General features: G+C 40.3%; 15 protein-coding genes. 5 read left to right on the top strand and 10 right to left on the bottom strand.

Features of this window, described 5'->3' with window-relative positions; genetic code table 11:
- Positions 1-184 precede the first annotated feature (184 nt).
- The 3 genes from ACFSGI_RS10160 to ACFSGI_RS10150 are packed head-to-tail and all read left to right on the top strand — an operon-like array spanning position 185 to position 3,375.
- Positions 185-1,111 (top strand): carbohydrate ABC transporter permease, encoded by a 927-nt coding sequence (locus tag ACFSGI_RS10160; RefSeq protein WP_204824980.1) that lies wholly within the window; start codon positions 185-187, stop codon positions 1,109-1,111.
- Positions 1,108-1,932: a carbohydrate ABC transporter permease gene (locus ACFSGI_RS10155; protein ID WP_379283121.1), complete on the top strand. Its 825-nt coding sequence runs from the start codon at positions 1,108-1,110 to the stop codon at positions 1,930-1,932. Before ACFSGI_RS10160 ends, ACFSGI_RS10155 begins: the two co-directional genes overlap by 4 nt.
- A gap of 54 nt (positions 1,933-1,986) precedes the next feature.
- A complete protein-coding gene (locus tag ACFSGI_RS10150; RefSeq protein WP_204824021.1) occupies positions 1,987-3,375 on the top strand; it encodes an ABC transporter substrate-binding protein in 1,389 nt (462 codons plus the stop codon).
- A gap of 138 nt (positions 3,376-3,513) precedes the next feature.
- Here ACFSGI_RS10150 and ACFSGI_RS10145 read toward each other — a convergent pair whose 3' ends face one another.
- From ACFSGI_RS10145 to ACFSGI_RS10135, 3 genes are all read right to left on the bottom strand, one after another.
- Positions 3,514-3,924, bottom strand: a complete 411-nt coding sequence (locus tag ACFSGI_RS10145) for a spore coat protein GerQ (RefSeq protein WP_204824020.1) — start codon at positions 3,922-3,924, stop codon at positions 3,514-3,516.
- 195 nt (positions 3,925-4,119) lie between these two features.
- Entirely contained in the window at positions 4,120-5,091 is a 972-nt protein-coding gene (locus ACFSGI_RS10140) for an SDR family NAD(P)-dependent oxidoreductase (protein WP_204824019.1), read from the bottom strand.
- Between the two features lie 106 nt (positions 5,092-5,197).
- On the bottom strand, positions 5,198-5,662 hold the full coding sequence (locus ACFSGI_RS10135) for a MerR family transcriptional regulator (protein WP_204824018.1): 465 nt from the start codon (positions 5,660-5,662) through the stop codon (positions 5,198-5,200).
- Between the two features lie 251 nt (positions 5,663-5,913).
- Here ACFSGI_RS10135 and ACFSGI_RS10130 point away from each other — a divergent pair, with 251 nt between their 5' ends.
- A complete protein-coding gene (locus ACFSGI_RS10130; RefSeq protein ID WP_204824017.1) occupies positions 5,914-7,107 on the top strand; it encodes an LLM class flavin-dependent oxidoreductase in 1,194 nt (397 codons plus the stop codon).
- 178 nt (positions 7,108-7,285) lie between these two features.
- On the opposite strand, the gene ACFSGI_RS10125 is transcribed toward ACFSGI_RS10130, so the two are convergent.
- From ACFSGI_RS10125 to ACFSGI_RS10115, 3 genes are all read right to left on the bottom strand, one after another.
- Positions 7,286-8,032, bottom strand: coding sequence for an SDR family NAD(P)-dependent oxidoreductase (locus ACFSGI_RS10125; RefSeq protein ID WP_204824016.1), 747 nt, complete (start codon positions 8,030-8,032; stop codon positions 7,286-7,288).
- 229 nt (positions 8,033-8,261) lie between these two features.
- Positions 8,262-8,438: a hypothetical protein gene (locus ACFSGI_RS10120; protein ID WP_204824015.1), complete on the bottom strand. Its 177-nt coding sequence runs from the start codon at positions 8,436-8,438 to the stop codon at positions 8,262-8,264.
- A 213-nt stretch (positions 8,439-8,651) separates the two neighbouring features.
- The gene (locus tag ACFSGI_RS10115; protein WP_204824014.1) at positions 8,652-9,965 is read right to left on the bottom strand and encodes a WD40/YVTN/BNR-like repeat-containing protein; all 1,314 of its coding nucleotides are present in this window, start codon (positions 9,963-9,965) and stop codon (positions 8,652-8,654) included.
- 248 nt (positions 9,966-10,213) lie between these two features.
- Here ACFSGI_RS10115 and ACFSGI_RS10110 point away from each other — a divergent pair, with 248 nt between their 5' ends.
- A complete protein-coding gene (locus ACFSGI_RS10110) occupies positions 10,214-11,149 on the top strand; it encodes an L-lactate dehydrogenase (RefSeq protein WP_204824013.1) in 936 nt (311 codons plus the stop codon).
- A gap of 162 nt (positions 11,150-11,311) precedes the next feature.
- Here ACFSGI_RS10110 and ACFSGI_RS10105 read toward each other — a convergent pair whose 3' ends face one another.
- From ACFSGI_RS10105 to ACFSGI_RS10090, 4 genes are all read right to left on the bottom strand, one after another.
- Positions 11,312-12,412 carry a DUF3900 domain-containing protein gene (locus tag ACFSGI_RS10105; RefSeq protein ID WP_204824012.1) on the bottom strand — a complete coding sequence of 367 codons (1,101 nt, stop codon included), beginning with the start codon at positions 12,410-12,412 and terminating at the stop codon, positions 11,312-11,314.
- Positions 12,413-12,506: 94 nt separating this feature from the next.
- Complete coding sequence (locus ACFSGI_RS10100) at positions 12,507-13,487, bottom strand: DMT family transporter (protein ID WP_204824011.1); 981 nt, start codon at positions 13,485-13,487, stop codon at positions 12,507-12,509.
- Entirely contained in the window at positions 13,484-14,173 is a 690-nt protein-coding gene (locus ACFSGI_RS10095; RefSeq protein ID WP_204824978.1) for a GntR family transcriptional regulator, read from the bottom strand. Before ACFSGI_RS10095 ends, ACFSGI_RS10100 begins: the two co-directional genes overlap by 4 nt.
- A 171-nt stretch (positions 14,174-14,344) precedes the next feature.
- Positions 14,345-15,751, bottom strand: coding sequence for an amino acid permease (locus tag ACFSGI_RS10090; RefSeq protein WP_204824010.1), 1,407 nt, complete (start codon positions 15,749-15,751; stop codon positions 14,345-14,347).
- Positions 15,752-15,855: the final 104 nt, after the last annotated feature.

Below are 15,855 nucleotides of genomic sequence, written 5' to 3'. Positions count from 1 at the left end.
TTATTATATCGTCTCAAACCCTCCCGTCAAATGCTCTATTCATCTCATTACAAATCTTTTACATAGATAATCATTTCTCTTAACATCCTGTATTTATACTGAACCACGTAGCAAGATGATCAAAAGGGAAGCAAATGATGAAAGTGAGGTAAGTGTTAACTTGGATAAAACGTCTGGATTATCAATGAAACGTTCGGTTCGAAAAACTCGTTCTATCGTGCGTTATCCCCGTCAGACCCGCCGCTGGAATGAATATATGCTGGCAGCTTTATTTTTAGCTCCTTCTATATTGCTGTTCGGTATATTTCTTTTTTACCCGCTGGCTAAATCGGTGTATCTCAGCCTACATTCCACTACACCGCGTGGAGATGTTGCCAAATTTGTAGGGTTTAAAAATTTCACGAATTTATTTACTTCCGATACATTTCTCAGCAGTTTGTGGGTAACTACTCAATTTATGTTGTTTACTGTACCGACAACATTGATCCTAGCATTGATTTTAGCTGCCTTTTGCCGGAGCCGTCTAAAAGGTAGCCGCATCTTCCGCTTTATTTTCGCTCTACCGCTTGCGATATCGGTTAGTACAGGTTCAGTCATCTGGATGGTTCTTTTTCATCCTACACTTGGAACGTTAAATTATTTTCTTAGTGTAGCTGGATTACCAACGATTAACTGGTTAACTGATCCGAACTGGGCATTGATCTCGATCTCGATTATGACGATCTGGATGAATCTAGGCTTCTTATTCATTCTGCTACTTGGTGGCATGGAAGGTGTACCTGAAGATATTTATGAAAGTGCACGTATGGATGGAGCAAGTCCAACCCGTACTTTTGTTCAGCTTACGTTACCACTGATCTCGCCTACAATTTTCTTTGCTAGTGTGACGTCGATGATTGGTTCATTTCAAGCATTTGGACAGATCAATATTCTGACTAAAGGTGGCCCGATGAACAGTACGAATGTTATTGTCTACAATCTGTATCAAGATGCGTTTATGAATTTCCGCTTTGGCACAGGTAGCGCACAAGCATTGGTATTATTCGTTATGATCTTGATCTTAACGCTTATTCAGTTCAAATTCGGTGAAAAGAAGGTGCATTACCAATGAGACAGGGTCTAATGCGCACAGGGATAGCTTACTTCTTTATGATTGTAGCTGCGGTACTTATCCTTTTACCTTTTTGGATTGCAGTTTCGAACTCATTTATGACTGAATCTGAATCAGCTACATATCCGCCACGATTTTTGCCATCAGGCATCAATATCGATAATTTTATAACGGTAATGAACAATATTCCGATTATTCGCTTTATTGTTAATAGCTTTGTGACAAGCAGTATTATTACAGTCGGTAATTTGATTACATCCTGTATGGCTGCTTATGCGTTTGCTTTTCTACGATTTCCGGGTCGTAAAATCTTATTCGGTATATTTATGGCTACCATGATGATCCCGTGGGAAGTGACTGTGATTCCCAATTATCTAACTGTTCGTAGCTGGGGCTGGTTAGATTCTTATCAAGGACTAACCGTTCCTTTTCTTGCGACTGCTTTTGGTACATTTTTAATGCGTCAATTTTTCTTACAATTACCTAAAGAATTAATGGAAGCTGCTCGTATTGATGGGTGCGGACATATTCGTATTTTCGCTTCACTGGCTGTGCCGTTATCGATGCCAGGTCTGGCTACACTGGGTATCTATTCTTTCCTCAATCATTGGAATATGTATCTGTGGCCGCTATTGATTACCAATAGTGAAAGTATGCGTACAGTGCAAATTGGGATCAGCATGTTGCAGTTTGCAGATGTGACTGCATGGAATGTCGTGATGGCTGGTATTGTGTTGGTGATGCTCCCTTCTCTTGTTCTTCTCGCTGTGGGTCTGGGTCGCCTTGTAGGCGGTCTAACAGCAGGTGCACTGAAGGGCTAACTCATAGATTATCTATTCAAAATTTTGTCAACCAAAAGGAGAATACGAAAAGAAATGAAAATCAATCGTTCGCGTCAAACATGGAGTTTGCTTAGTTTATGCCTATTTTTATTCCTGGCAGCTTGTGGTGGAGGTCAAAGTACAACAGGTTCTACAGCATCTACAGGTACAACTGCTGATGCAGCTAGCGAGACTTCTTCCGGTCCTGTAAAAATAGTCTGGTGGCATTCGATGAGTGGCGATTTGAATAAAGTAGTCGATGAATTAGTGAAAAAATTCAACGATTCGCAAAAAGATGTTCAAGTAGAAGCTATTTTCCAGGGCGACTACGATGCAAGTATTAACAAATTCAAAACATCGATGGGATCAGGTAGCGGCCCTACCATGATTCAAACGTATGATGTCGGTACACGTTATATGATCGATTCTCAAGCGATCACACCGATGCAACAATTTATCGATGCAGATAAATTTGATACTTCTCAATTTGAACCGAATATTTTGAAATACTATACATTTGATAATCAATTGTACTCTATGCCTTTTAACACATCTAATCCAATTTTCTACTATAACAAAGATGCATTCAAAAAAGCTGGTCTTGATCCTGAAAATCCTCCTAAAACTTTGGATGAATGGGAAGCAGCGGCTAAAGCTTTAACTAAAGATGGACAAACAGGGATGTCATTGCCGATCTACGGTTGGTTAATGGAGCAAATGTTTGCTAGTCAAGACGCTACATTGTTAAATAACGATAATGGACGTACAGCACTTGCAACAGAATCTCAATTGGGTTCTGAGCCTGGCGTTAAATTTTTAACATGGTGGAAAAAGCTAATTGATGAGAAATACATGTTGAATCTAGGTCGCAAAACAGACGATACGAAAAAAGCATTTGCTGCGGGTCAAGTTGCAGTAACGATGGATAGTACAGCTTCTCTTCGTGGATTGATTAGCTCAACAGAAGGTAAATTTGAAGTCGGAACAGCTCCACTACCTAAAGTGTCTTCTAGTGATATCGGTAAAGGTGGCGTTGTAATCGGTGGTGCAAGCCTATGGATTATGAATGATAAGCCTGCTGCGGAACAACAAGCTGCTTGGAAATTTATCAAGTTCTTAGCAGAGCCTGAACAACAAGCTTACTGGCATGTAAATACAGGCTACTTCCCAATTACCAAAGCTGCTTATAATGAAGATTTGGTTAAAGAAAATATGAAGAAATATCCGCAATTCGAGACTGCTGTTGATCAATTGCACAATACCAAAATCGATCCAGCGACTCAAGGTGCTGTAATGGGTATCTTCACAGAAGCACGTCAACTTACAGAGACAGCAATCGAAGAAGCTCTTAATGGTTCCAAACAACCACAAGCTGCTCTAAGTGATGCCGCTGCGCAGATCACACAGAAATTGAAAGATTATAACGACAGTGTTAATCCTTAAATAATAGCTGATCTATAAATCAAAAATAACACGTATACCAAAAGCTAAAAGTAGATAAAAAGCGCCAGTTCAACGGTTGAGCTCAACCACTGAACTGGCGCTTCTTTTATAGTATTATAGTGAGTGATTTGTCTACAGTTACATACGTGTGGATGGTGCATGAATAGAAGGATTTTGTCCAGAAATATGGGTATATGCACCATTCGGTTCTGTAAATACGGCATAATCCAGTGAAGTCAACGGCAATACATGTCGAAGCCCTGTATTCAGATCACGAATAACAATATGATCTTCCCCGGTAGCTTCTAAAAGACCACGATAATCACTATGCATAACCTCACGACTAGGAATCATATAGAACATTCCATGTTTGCCAAGATTATTTTGTAACTTCTGATGTAATGACAAATCCGTAGCACGAGTATTTAAACGATTAGGTTCGCGATAAGTAGATAAAGTTGGATTATTCATTTGAGTCGGAATAGGTTCCATGCCAGCCAAGCTGTGCTCAGTTCGATAAGCGACAGGACGATAAGGTTGAGTCAACATGATTACATTCCTCCCAATAGTAGAAAATTGTTAGATATGCTAACCCTTAATATTACCCTTTTATGTATCGCTCCAATCGTATATTTGACTTGAGATGTCTATATTTCGGTGATAGAAATAGAAAAAAGGTATCTCTCTGTATCGATTCTAAGAGATATACCTTCTTCTATATTGATATTATATTGATCTACTTTTTTATGAGATAGATGCTCCAGTTAGCTGTACCGATAAGTCCCATAGACGTTTGGCTTGCTCAGAATCGACTGCATATTCTTTTACACCGACAGAAGGTACACCTTCCACAGCCGGTTCAGCAATATCACAATCTTCACAGTATACGCCACCTTTACCTTCTAACTGTGGAGAAGTTGCAGCCCATAGTTGAGTCGCTGCCCCTTGCTCTGGCGTTTTGAAAGCAGAATTGATTCCATTTCCATCTTCATCTATCCATTTCAAAGCAACCATTTCTTCTTTCGGCAAATGACGTTGCAATGGTGTTAAGATACCTCCGGGATGAACAGAAAAGGCACGTACTCCTTGTTCACTACCACGTCTGTCCAATTCGACTGCAAATAGCGCATTAGCTGTTTTGGCTTGTCCATACGCTTCAAATTTCTGATAATTACCATCAAAATTAATATTATCCCAACGGATTGGAGAAATATGATGCCCTGCCGATGAAGTTGCTACGACTCTTGCGCCGTCACCTGCTGTAAGTAAAGGCCAGATCAAATTAATCAATGTAAAATGCCCTAAATGATTAGTAGCAAATTGTAATTCCCATCCCGGCCCTACTCGAGTCTCAGGACAAGCCATGACACCTGCATTTAGAATAGCCAGATCAATACTGCGTCCGCTCTCTACAAGGCGACCTGCAAATGCACGCACACTATCCAGATCAGACAAATCAAGCTCATCTACTTCTACATGTTCTAATCCTTTCAAAGCTTCTTGTGCTACGTCAGGGCGACGAGCGGGCACGATAACCGAAGCGCCTGCTTGTACAAGCGCACGTGTTGTCTCAAGTCCCAGACCAGAATATCCACCGGTAACTAAAGCAAATTTACCTGTAAGATCGATACCTTGTAATACCTCACTCGCCGTACTATCATGTCCAAATCCAGAATTGATCTTGTGTTGTGGTGTTTGTGTGTAAGCATGTTCCATATTATTTCTCTCCTTTTCATAGGTGATACTATTACTGTACAAGCTAGAGTTCACTCTAGGTCAAGTCTGATTTTATCGAAAATGTAATTTTATTTGGTACTCTATATTACTTAGATAAGTTATCAGTATCTGTATTGGCACAGTTCAGATTTTTATTTTCCCATGTCTGCTCCGGTTCATTACGATTTAAATAATTTTCATATATATTTGTTTTGAGCGTAATCACTTCCAAGCAGTCATTTAAATGTTCCATCTGACTAACCACACGCTGTTGATGTTCTTTCAAAATCTCCAAGCGTTCATGTTCATTGCCAGAGCCCATACGTACAAGTTCAGCAAAACGACGAATCTGAGCAATAGGCATACCAGAAGCGCGCAGTCGTGTGCAAATATATAACCATTCTACATCTACTTCACTATAGCGTCTCCGTCCTCCTTCGTCTCTTGCGATTCGTGTAGATAGTAACAATCCTTCTCGTTCATAAAAGCGAAGAGAATGGACACTTAATCCTGAACGTTCGGCTACTTCTCCTATACTTAACTGATTTTGTTGCTGGATATCAGTACTCATGGGTAGATCTCCTTTATACATATGATTAATAAAATGCTGGTAATCATGCCGGATGCTTTGGTTTCTATCTTAACTCAAGCGACACTCTTTCACCACCAAACATACATAGACTACTACTCAAAATCATTTGACACACTATACCGGAAATGCTAGTATCATTTATACCAAGTATGCTTGTCGGATTAGTTTATTAGTGACAATGATAAATGACGTATTCAAAATATAGATGACTTTTTAAAGGAGATAGTATTATGTCAACATCTGATCATATTCAACGGGATGAAGTCGAATTTGGCTGGTTTTTACCTACAATGGGAGATGGAACACGTTTTGGACAAGAATCGGAGCGCCCTCCAACACTTGAATATTTAACAAATGTTGCCCAGACCGCTGAAAAAGCAGGATTTGAATTTGCTTTGATTCCAACAGGTGGTGCATGTCTGGATTCATGGGTAGTTGGATCAGCAATTATTGGCGCAACTCGTACACTCAAGCCTCTTGTCGCTCTGCGCCCGGGATTGATAGCTCCTGTATTAGCAGCACGTATGGCAGCGGCGCTAGATAATTTATCCGGTGGACGAGCACGTATCAATATCGTGACTGGCAGTTCTCCTGATGATCTAGAAGAATTGGGCGATCCACTTGCTCGTGCTCATGATGAGAAATATGCACGTACTCGTGAATATGTGCATATTATGAAAAGCGTGTGGGAACAAGCTGCTGGTCTTTCTTCAACAGAGTTTGGAAGTTCCAATCGCTCTTCTGTATCCAATCACAAAGTGGATTTCAAAGGAGAATACTATGAATTAAAAGGCGGTACAAGTCGCCCTGCTACAGTTCAAAAACCAACACTTCCTATCTACTTTGGCGGCAGTTCAGCTATGGCAAAATCAGTTGGTGCGGCGTATTCAGATGTATTTCTAATGTGGGGTGAACCGCTTGAGATGATTCGGGAACAAGTGGAAGAACTCAAGCAAGCTCAAGCAGATTATGCACAAGAACATGGCGAAGTACGCCCTCTTCGGATCGGTATGCGTGCCCAGGTTCTAGTTCGTGATACTGAAGAAGAAGCATGGCAAGCTGCACGTGATCTGATCAAAGATATCGATCCAGAAACGATTGAACGTGCCAAAGCTTCATTTAGCCAGACAGGGGCTACAGGTCAGACTCGTCAAAATCAGATTCGAGATGCAGCCGCTCAAAACGATTTCATAGTTGGCCCTAACCTTTGGGCAGGATTATCTAATCTTCGTTCAGGCGGAGCTTTGATGTTTGTCGGTACACCGGATCAAGTCTCAGATCGTCTAATCGAATATGCAGAGATTGGAATCACTTCTTTTATTCTATCCAGCTATCCTCACTTAGAAGAAGCACAGATTTTTGGTGAAAGTACACTACCTTTGTTCAAAGAAAAATGGAGCAAGCGTCTAGTGACTTCTAATTAATAGCACGTGATCATTCTATTGGAATTGGGCTTGGGCTTGAGCTTGAGTTATATTTGAAGCTGATTTATACATGCCTACCAATAGATACATTACGATACAAATTCAACAAATTGTATATACAAAAAAAAGAGGTGCGAATATATCGCATCTCTTTTTGTTATGTGCATTATACTATGTTCTATTCGACATAGATCATTTTGCGCGTCATGCCACCATCGACGATTAATTCTGCCCCTGTGATAAAAGAATTTTCGGGATCAGTTAAAAATAAACAGGTTCTTGCTACATCTTGAGGTGTACCTACACGTCCAGCAGGATGTTGCGCGTGATCTTCTTTGGTCAAAGCACTATAATCGCCTGTCTCGATCCAGCCAGGGCTAATCGCATTAACAGTAATATGATCAGGCCCTAGCGATACGGATAAAGCATGCGTGATCGCTGTAATACCGCCTTTAGAAGCCGCATAAGCTTCAGAGTTAGGCTCAGACATATGAGCACGCGTTGAGGAAATGTTAACGATCGAACCACCCTCATGATCACGCATCACTTTAGCAGCTTCGCGAGATACCAAGAAACATGCTCTTACATTGGTATTCATTACATCGTCCCACTCATCCAGACTTAATTCATACGGCGATTTCCAGCGAGATACTCCCGCATTGTTAATGACTACATCAATCTGTCCGGTTGTATTTACAATCTCCTGAATAGTATCGATCACATCTTGTTCACTACGTACATCACAAGGTAAAAAATGCGCCTGTCCACCACTTTCACGAATAGTAGCGGCGGCTGAAGCACCTTCAGACTCTAACGTGTCTGTTAGAAATACGGTAGCCCCTTCTGCGGCATAACTTTCGGCTACGGCTTTACCGATACCTTTGGCGGCACCTGTTACGATAACTGTTTTAGAAGCATATTTCATAATATATCCCCTTTTGAGTTCGGCTATAAGTATCATTGTTCTATACTGCTTATTTCAACGATTAAACCCATTACGAAACACGCCTGTTTGGCTCTTATGTAATCTGCTACTCTAAATATAACAAAGGAACACACTTCTTATCCATCTGTGAAGTGTGTTCCTTTATGAAGTGCCCATATAAATTCCTTTTGAATGTCTACTTGTATTTGCAGGTACATTTGCTAATTGATTATGCATAATAAGCTTGTAAAAGCTCCTGAGTATCATCTTTAGCGGCATCAAGTACACCTTGATCTGCCCAACATGCTTTGCAAGCTTCTTCTTCACGACATTCATTAGCATCCAGACAAGTGTAGCAAAGGTTCATGTAAAACGTTGTAAGATTCTCATTAGTATTGTTTCTCATCTTAATCATCTCCTTGTTTTTTCTACATCCCAAGCATAACTGATTTAATATTATAATAATGTGATTTATTTCACATTCAATACAAAATTTTAAATTATTTTTTGATGTTCTAAAATAGAGTTATTTATACAAGCAAAAAGATCGATGACACCGCACCCGATAGGTTAATGTCATCGATCTTTTTGACTTACGCATTATATTATTTTCAGCTAATTATAAGACATGCCATGTTTTGCCGCCGTCTGTTGTCTGCATCAACAAAGAACGTCGTTCTTCATTTTTGGCAACTAACAACCAGCCTACATCTGCGGAGAAAAATTGCAATTTAACCAATTCAGGATATTTGCTTAACGTGTTCTGCAAGGTATTGTTTACAGGTAAAGCTTTCCACGTCTTGCCTTGATTCCCTGTGCGGTATACGACTCCATTGACGACAGACCATCCAATTTTGTCATTTAAAAAAGTAGGTCCCATCGATTGATTTACTCCGGTCTGCGCTTGTAAAGCAAATGGAGCAAAGTTCCATGTCTTCCCTGCATCATGAGTAAAGTATCCATTGTAGCTCGTCTGGTTATCTTTCACACAACCAATATTCATCCATCCTGCTGTTTTGCTATCACCAAAAAATTGAGGTTTTCCTGTAGTTAATGAATGGCAAGCAGGCAATTTTTTATTTTTATCAAAGTCTGGCCCTGTTTTCCATGTTTTGCCCCCATCGCTTGTAATATATAGATGAGGTGTACCATGTTGTTCCAGTGTGACAAATCCATTATTTCGATCTCGGAAAGACATTCCTACCAGCTTACCTACTTGTGGAATAGCTTGAGCTGTTGAACCTTCAGTGACAAATACGCCTGTGTTTTGCATGATTTTTTTCCACGTATTACCGCCATCGGTCGTTGTATATAATGCTTTCTCTTGGATATCTTCTGAATCTTTTGATGAATCCAAAGAAGTCATTACCCAACCATTGCTACTATCAATAAAATAAATACCTAATACAGTAGCTTCATCATTTAATGTAGCAAAGTTCCAATTTTGTCCGCCATCGGTCGTGTGCAGAATTAGTGTTTCTCCTACACCAGACGCATTGCGAATCACCCAGCCATTATTTTGATTAAGGAAAAAGATATCTTTCCCATAAGTAGGCGGTTCAGAAAAGGTAACCGTTTGAGCAGGAGATACATTGTCCCATGTGTCTCCGCTGTCCTGTGTAACATAGATACGTAATTCATTACGGGTTACACCCCACGCAAGACCTGCACTAGCACTAAGCAGTTGAAAATCTGTAAGTCTGGTCTGAATCTTATATCCTTTTGCAGCAGGAGCCCCCTGCTTGGTATCAGATGTTGCTGTATGGTTAAGGGTGAGTGTCTGCCCTTGATCTTCTGTTTGCATTTTTTTAAGTTCTTGAGATGATGCTTTGTCTGCTGCTGGATCGTATTCACTTGTAGACGATTGACAAGCACTAAGTACAAAAACAAGTGTGATCCATATGAAAAGCGCTTTGCGCATAGTTAACTTCATTCCTTCTCTCCTTCCGCACTTACATAAAGCTATCGTATTTCGATTATTCATGACCCTTATAAGAGTAAACTAAAATGAACATAGGTTGTTTACAGAAAAGTTACAAGCGATTACAGATTTCGCTGTTTTAGCAGGGTTTTCAGCCACTTTATACTCTTTTAGATTTGTGATCCTTTTTACATTGGTCACGCTTTCCGTTACAATAGTAGCGAATCTGTAACAAAAATCAATTAAGGAGATGATAAAAAATGACAGTATCTGAATCTGTATCCAAGCCCCACCGTGTCGTTGTTATTGGCACAGGAGCCGTTGGCTCCACAACCGCTTACACTCTTTTACTCCACAAGAGAATGTCTGAACTCGTCTTTATTGACGCAAATCATAACAAAGCTCTTGGCGAAGCACTCGATATGAACCACGGACTCCCATTTGTTGGCGGCGTCAAACTATGGGCAGGTGATTATTCGGATTGCAAAGACGCAGATATTATCATTATCGCTGCCGGTTCAAATCAACGTCCAGGCGAAACCCGGATTGATTTGTTAAATCGGAACTCAGCCATCTTCGAAGACATTATTTCGAATATTACGAAATATAATAATAGTGGTATTCTACTGATTGCTACTAATCCAGTAGATATCCTTAGTTATGTATCCTGGAAAAAAAGCGGCTGGCCATCTAATCGAGTGATCGGTTCCGGTACATTACTCGATAGCGCACGCTTCCGTTATTTAATTGGTAAAGAAAAAGGAATCGATCCTCGTAGTATTCATGCTCATATTATCGGAGAACACGGTGATTCCGAGTTGCCTGTATGGAGTCTGTCTAATATTGCAGGAGCTCCACTTGATTTTGAAGAAGACAAACAGAACGAAATTTTTGAAAATACTAAAAATGCTGCATATGAAATTATCAATGCCAAAGGCTCTACATCGTATGCGATTGCCTTAGCACTTGACCGCATTGTAGCAGCAATTTTGCAAAACGAACACGCTGTACTGAATGTATCTTCTCTGCTTGAAGATTATCATGGAATCTCTGACGTATACCTCGGTGTACCTGCTATTGTCGGTCGAGATGGTATTCAGGCAAAACTACCGATTCCTATGAATGAGCATGAAGAACAATTACTACGTGCTTCTGCGCAAAAATTAAAAGATCAGATTGCACAGCTAGATATTTAAGTCGTATATAGATAACTATAGACTATCTTCTATTCATATGACAAATCTCTAACTCGTACCAATCGATCAAATAACTGCTCCGTATAAAAAAAGTGGATTTAGGTATAAAACCCTGAATCCACTTTTCTTCTATGTTATAGATCCTTATTTGCTATGATGTGATCAATAAGGAATATCATCCTCACGTTCAGGTGCTTCATTGGCACGATCTACCAATCGTCTAGCGACCACTTCAAATGGTTCTGGCTGTAACAGTTCGACCGGGGAGAATCCTTTATCAAAGGTAAACGCATCGCCTTCAATCACCATAGCATAATGATCGCCTAACTTGGCAATATGAAGTCGGTATCCATAATCAGCGAGTAATCCACGAATACTGGTATCCCCTAGCTTCATTTTGATCTCAATCTCTGGCTTGATCTCTACGATACGCTCTGCTGCTTCGATGACATGTTGAGGTTCCCATTTTTCTTGAATATCCCGCTTTTCACTGGCTGCCCACAATTCTAGATCATGCTCTTCTTGTTGGCGTTCCAAGTTGGTCGCATCCGGCCACTTTTCTTCAACATAGGTCTGTACATAATCCATCACACGTTCATTGACAATCTCAGGAATCGATTGCTCATACGTAATATATTTCAAAAAGTCTTCAAAATAACGGGCATGAGACGATTGATGAATTTTGAGCTCCCATTCTTCAATCATCCCTTCTTCTGGCATATGAGGGTATTGGATAGATTTCATATTACGAGCACTGATCGCCATCTCTACTTCGCTAATCAGACTTCGTTCATCAGAGATACGGGCAATCCTCTGTTCAAAATCACATTTCATCACAAAAATAAACGGATCATCAAAATGAGTATCCAGCTTCGCTTGCGTAATAATCAATGCTCCACCACGTACCGAACTTGTTTCCAGATAGCTACGTACCAGATCATCACAAGCATTTTTGAAATCTTCTTTATTATCGACCGCTCTAAGACGCGTAAATAAATTAAAATTGGGATTACTGGTCAATTCATGTCCCGGTTCTACTAAAAATGTACCTATTTTGGTAGGTGGTTGTTCTGTGCCTGGATTTTTTTCTACTTTGCGCTTAGCGGTACGGGTAAATTCAGCATGAAGAAATTTTTTGATTTCACTTTCTTCATACTCATCTTCATCTAGTGTCTGATAATGTTTATAATTTTTGTTCGTTTGCCCTTCTTTGCCTTCCACTTGCAGTACAAAAAAAGATAAAAATTGAATATCAAATCGCATAATAAACTCCTTTAATATCGCTCAATTATTCAAATAATGACTATTTATACTCAGCGGATCATTATCGAATTTTAGATTATATCCCAAAAAAATATTATATCACCGAATGATTGGACTTTCGCTTGCGCGTGATACCTGGTTCACGAATCGATAACCATGCGTTAACACCCATACCACCGATAACAAGTACCAATCCTATCCACATTCCTATTGAAGATAGCATCACGCCAAGAAGTAACCATTCTCCCAGTAACGTGAATACAACTTCCAGCGCCTGTGTTGCTTCTACAGTCGCCAGACGAGCAGGATGATGTCTCACTTGATCGGTAGCCCCGAAGAACAACACTGTGGCTACAACGCCGGAGAACAATGCTACTAGAAATGTCTGTCCGGTCTGGGCAACAGAAGGCAACCCCGAGCCCAGATATCCAATCAGCGCCAAAATAATCCATACGGGCAGACTCCCAATACTCATACCCAGTGTTCGCTGAAAAGCATCCAATCGTCCATCACAGACTTCCATCATTTTACGGTTGCCTAGTGGATAAGCAAAGGCAGCAATAGTGATTAGTACAATGCCTTGCCAGCTAGCACCTTCTGTATTCTGCCTGATTTGTTCCCACTGCATTAAGCCGATCCCTGTTAAAATGATCAGCGCTGCTAACATGCCTACTCTTGGTATTTTGCCCCGTTCTTTTATCGATCCTTGTGGAGTATACCGTACAAACCAAAATAACGGTGACATAATCATACCCGCAACAATCGTCATTTCAAAAGCCGCCGCAGTTAACCAACCAGGTGAGTAAATAGCCGCCGCACATAGCGGTGCATAAAATAAACCAAACCCGATAATACTCCATAGCAACCATTGCAGAGGAGATTTTTTCATTTCAAGCCATAATGCTGTAAGATTACCACGTAACATAACCAGTAGAGCTAGTAAAGGAATCATAAAAAAGTAACGGAGCGATGCACTCCATAACCAGCTTCCTCCACCGACTTCCATCGAGCGATTAAGTACAAATGTAAAAGCAAAAAAGAATGCGGCTGCGACACCAATCAAAACAGCTTTCATCGTTGACCTGAGTCGGTAGCCGTTTGAGAATGACCAGCAGAAGCTAACCAGTTACCCAGACTCATCCAGTTACGTTCTATTCGCTCAGCAGTCAATACGCTATCTTTGGCTTCACAAGCTTCTATAATCCGTCTGTGATCTTCTGGTGAATTTGTATGATCAATACTGCTGAACTTGGCATACTCTAATCGTCTAATCTTTGGCATAACCCGGCTAAGTGTAGCTATAATCTCGGGATTATTGGCTTGTTGTACAAATACATTATGAAATTGATCATCTGCTTGAATCGCCGCAGAAGCGTTCTGCTGTTGAAGAGCAATGATCAGCTCTTGATTGAACTGTTTTAGCATATCATAATGTATGCCTTCCAAGTAAGGAATAGATAAGCGTGCCGCTAAACCATGCAAGACTGCCGCCACTGTCAAAGCATGTACTGCTGATTCTTCATAGAGAGGTGCAACCCGCGTAATCGCTCCAGGAAAAGACTCGATTAATCCTTCATCCTCCAATCGTTTGAGTGCTTCGCGCACCGGAGTACGACTAACCCCGAATTGCTCTGCTAATTCTGTATCATTTAATTTCTGTTCTGGTAGTAATTCTAAAGTAACAATACCTTGTTTCAGTGTAGTATAGACTTGATCACGTAACGTCGGTCGACTTATTTTTTGTATTAGATTTTTTTTCATAAAACCAATATATTGCATATCAATTATAATCTCAATACTTTTATGACCATTATAGACAGGCATACTACTATAGATATCATCGCTAAATAGCTAAAAAAATCCTCTAAACTGCGATATACACCACAGTTCAGAGGATTTTACTTACAACCTATTATAATAGGTTTTGTTCGATTAACGATTTTTGCGATTCGGGTTCAATAGACTATGATTACGTCCATAAGCGAAGTAAATCAATAATCCAACCAACAACCAGATAAAAAATACGATCCAAGTCAATGGTGCAAGGCGAGTCATTAAGTATACACAACCTAACGCACTAATGATTGGAATCCAAGGAACCAATGGAACGCGGAATCCTTTTTTCAAGTTAGGATGATTACGACGAAGTACAATAATTCCTAAGCTAACTACAGCAAAAGCAAACAATGTACCGATATTAGTTAATTCAGCTAGATCTCCCAATGGGATAAAGCCAGCGAAGATAGCGATAATGATACTCGCAATCCATGTTCCTTTAGCGGGTGTCTGACCTTTGCCACTAATTTTAGAAAAGACTGGAGACAATAGTCCATCACGAGACATGGAGTACAATAGACGACTTTGTCCATACATCATTACAAGCAATACCGTAGTAATCCCTGTAATCGCCCCTAACGATACGATCCAAGCCAGACCATTCAAGTTAACAAATTCAAAAGCAAATGCTACCGGATCGCTAACATTCAACATTTGATAAGGTACAATCCCTGTCAAAATCAACGAAACAATAATGTATAATATCGTACAGATTCCTAGAGAAGCAATAATACCGATTGGCAAGTCACGTTGTGGACGCTTCACTTCTTCGGCGGCTGTAGACACTGCATCAAATCCGATATAAGCAAAAAATACGGTTGCAGCTCCTGTTGTTACGCCTGCCATACCGAAAGGCAAGAATGGGTGCCAGTTCTCAGGTTGTACATAAAATACACCTACACCGATAAAGATCAATACAACAAGCAATTTTATAGCAACCATGATTCCGTTCGCACGCGCTGCTTCTTTTACTCCGCGTGTTAACAAGAATGCAATAATCAATGTAATCGCAGAAGCAATCACATCAAAATAAGTTCCTTTTTCTGGACTAAATGCACTGGTCAGAGCATGTGGGAGTTCTATACCGAACCCTGATAATAGACTCTGGAAGTATCCCGACCATCCGCTGGCTACTGCCGCACTAGCGAATCCGTATTCCAGAATCAAGTCCCAGCCTAGAATCCAAGCAATCACTTCACCGAATGCTGTATAACTATACGTATAAGCACTCCCTGAAGCCGGTACAGTTGAAGCAAACTCTGAATAACATAATGCTGCAAACGCACAGATAATACCTGCTAAAAGGAAGGATAGTACCAAACCAGGCCCTGCATATTTAGCAGCAGCTACTCCTGTTAATACAAAAATCCCTGTTCCAATAATAGCCCCAACTCCGAGCGTCGTTAGATCAAGAGCTCCTAGTACTCTTTTTAGCCCTTTGTCTTCCGATTCTGCTATAGGTTTACGTCTGAATAAAGAAGTCTGTTCTTTATTACTATTCATACACAAAATCCTTTCACTGTGAGGTATTATGACATTTTTTTATAATATTAAAGGACACCTATAAAAAACTACATAATACTACACTGTGGTGCGTTGAATTAATA

The sequence above is a fragment of the Paenibacillus nicotianae genome, from assembly GCF_042681745.1.
Classification (GTDB): domain Bacteria; phylum Bacillota; class Bacilli; order Paenibacillales; family Paenibacillaceae; genus Saccharibacillus; species Saccharibacillus nicotianae.
This window is presented reverse-complemented; position numbering and strand designations above follow the sequence as displayed.

Bases quoted from the DNA above. Each gene is read 5' to 3' on its own strand.
- ACFSGI_RS10140 (WP_204824019.1), bottom strand. From the start codon at position 5,091: ATGGAACATGCTTACACACAAACACCACAACACAAGATCAATTCTGGA.
- ACFSGI_RS10120 (WP_204824015.1), bottom strand. From the start codon at position 8,438: ATGAGAAACAATACTAATGAGAATCTTACAACGTTTTACATGAACCTT.
- ACFSGI_RS10100 (WP_204824011.1), bottom strand. From the start codon at position 13,487: ATGAAAGCTGTTTTGATTGGTGTCGCAGCCGCATTCTTTTTTGCTTTT.
- ACFSGI_RS10160 (WP_204824980.1), top strand. From the start codon at position 185: ATGAAACGTTCGGTTCGAAAAACTCGTTCTATCGTGCGTTATCCCCGT.
- ACFSGI_RS10090 (WP_204824010.1), bottom strand. From the start codon at position 15,751: ATGAATAGTAATAAAGAACAGACTTCTTTATTCAGACGTAAACCTATA.
- ACFSGI_RS10125 (WP_204824016.1), bottom strand. From the start codon at position 8,032: ATGAAATATGCTTCTAAAACAGTTATCGTAACAGGTGCCGCCAAAGGT.
- ACFSGI_RS10115 (WP_204824014.1), bottom strand. From the start codon at position 9,965: ATGAAGTTAACTATGCGCAAAGCGCTTTTCATATGGATCACACTTGTT.
- ACFSGI_RS10130 (WP_204824017.1), top strand. From the start codon at position 5,914: ATGTCAACATCTGATCATATTCAACGGGATGAAGTCGAATTTGGCTGG.
- ACFSGI_RS10135 (WP_204824018.1), bottom strand. From the start codon at position 5,662: ATGAGTACTGATATCCAGCAACAAAATCAGTTAAGTATAGGAGAAGTA.
- ACFSGI_RS10155 (WP_379283121.1), top strand. From the start codon at position 1,108: ATGAGACAGGGTCTAATGCGCACAGGGATAGCTTACTTCTTTATGATT.
- ACFSGI_RS10150 (WP_204824021.1), top strand. From the start codon at position 1,987: ATGAAAATCAATCGTTCGCGTCAAACATGGAGTTTGCTTAGTTTATGC.
- ACFSGI_RS10110 (WP_204824013.1), top strand. From the start codon at position 10,214: ATGACAGTATCTGAATCTGTATCCAAGCCCCACCGTGTCGTTGTTATT.
- ACFSGI_RS10145 (WP_204824020.1), bottom strand. From the start codon at position 3,924: ATGTTGACTCAACCTTATCGTCCTGTCGCTTATCGAACTGAGCACAGC.
- ACFSGI_RS10105 (WP_204824012.1), bottom strand. From the start codon at position 12,412: ATGCGATTTGATATTCAATTTTTATCTTTTTTTGTACTGCAAGTGGAA.
- ACFSGI_RS10095 (WP_204824978.1), bottom strand. From the start codon at position 14,173: ATGAAAAAAAATCTAATACAAAAAATAAGTCGACCGACGTTACGTGAT.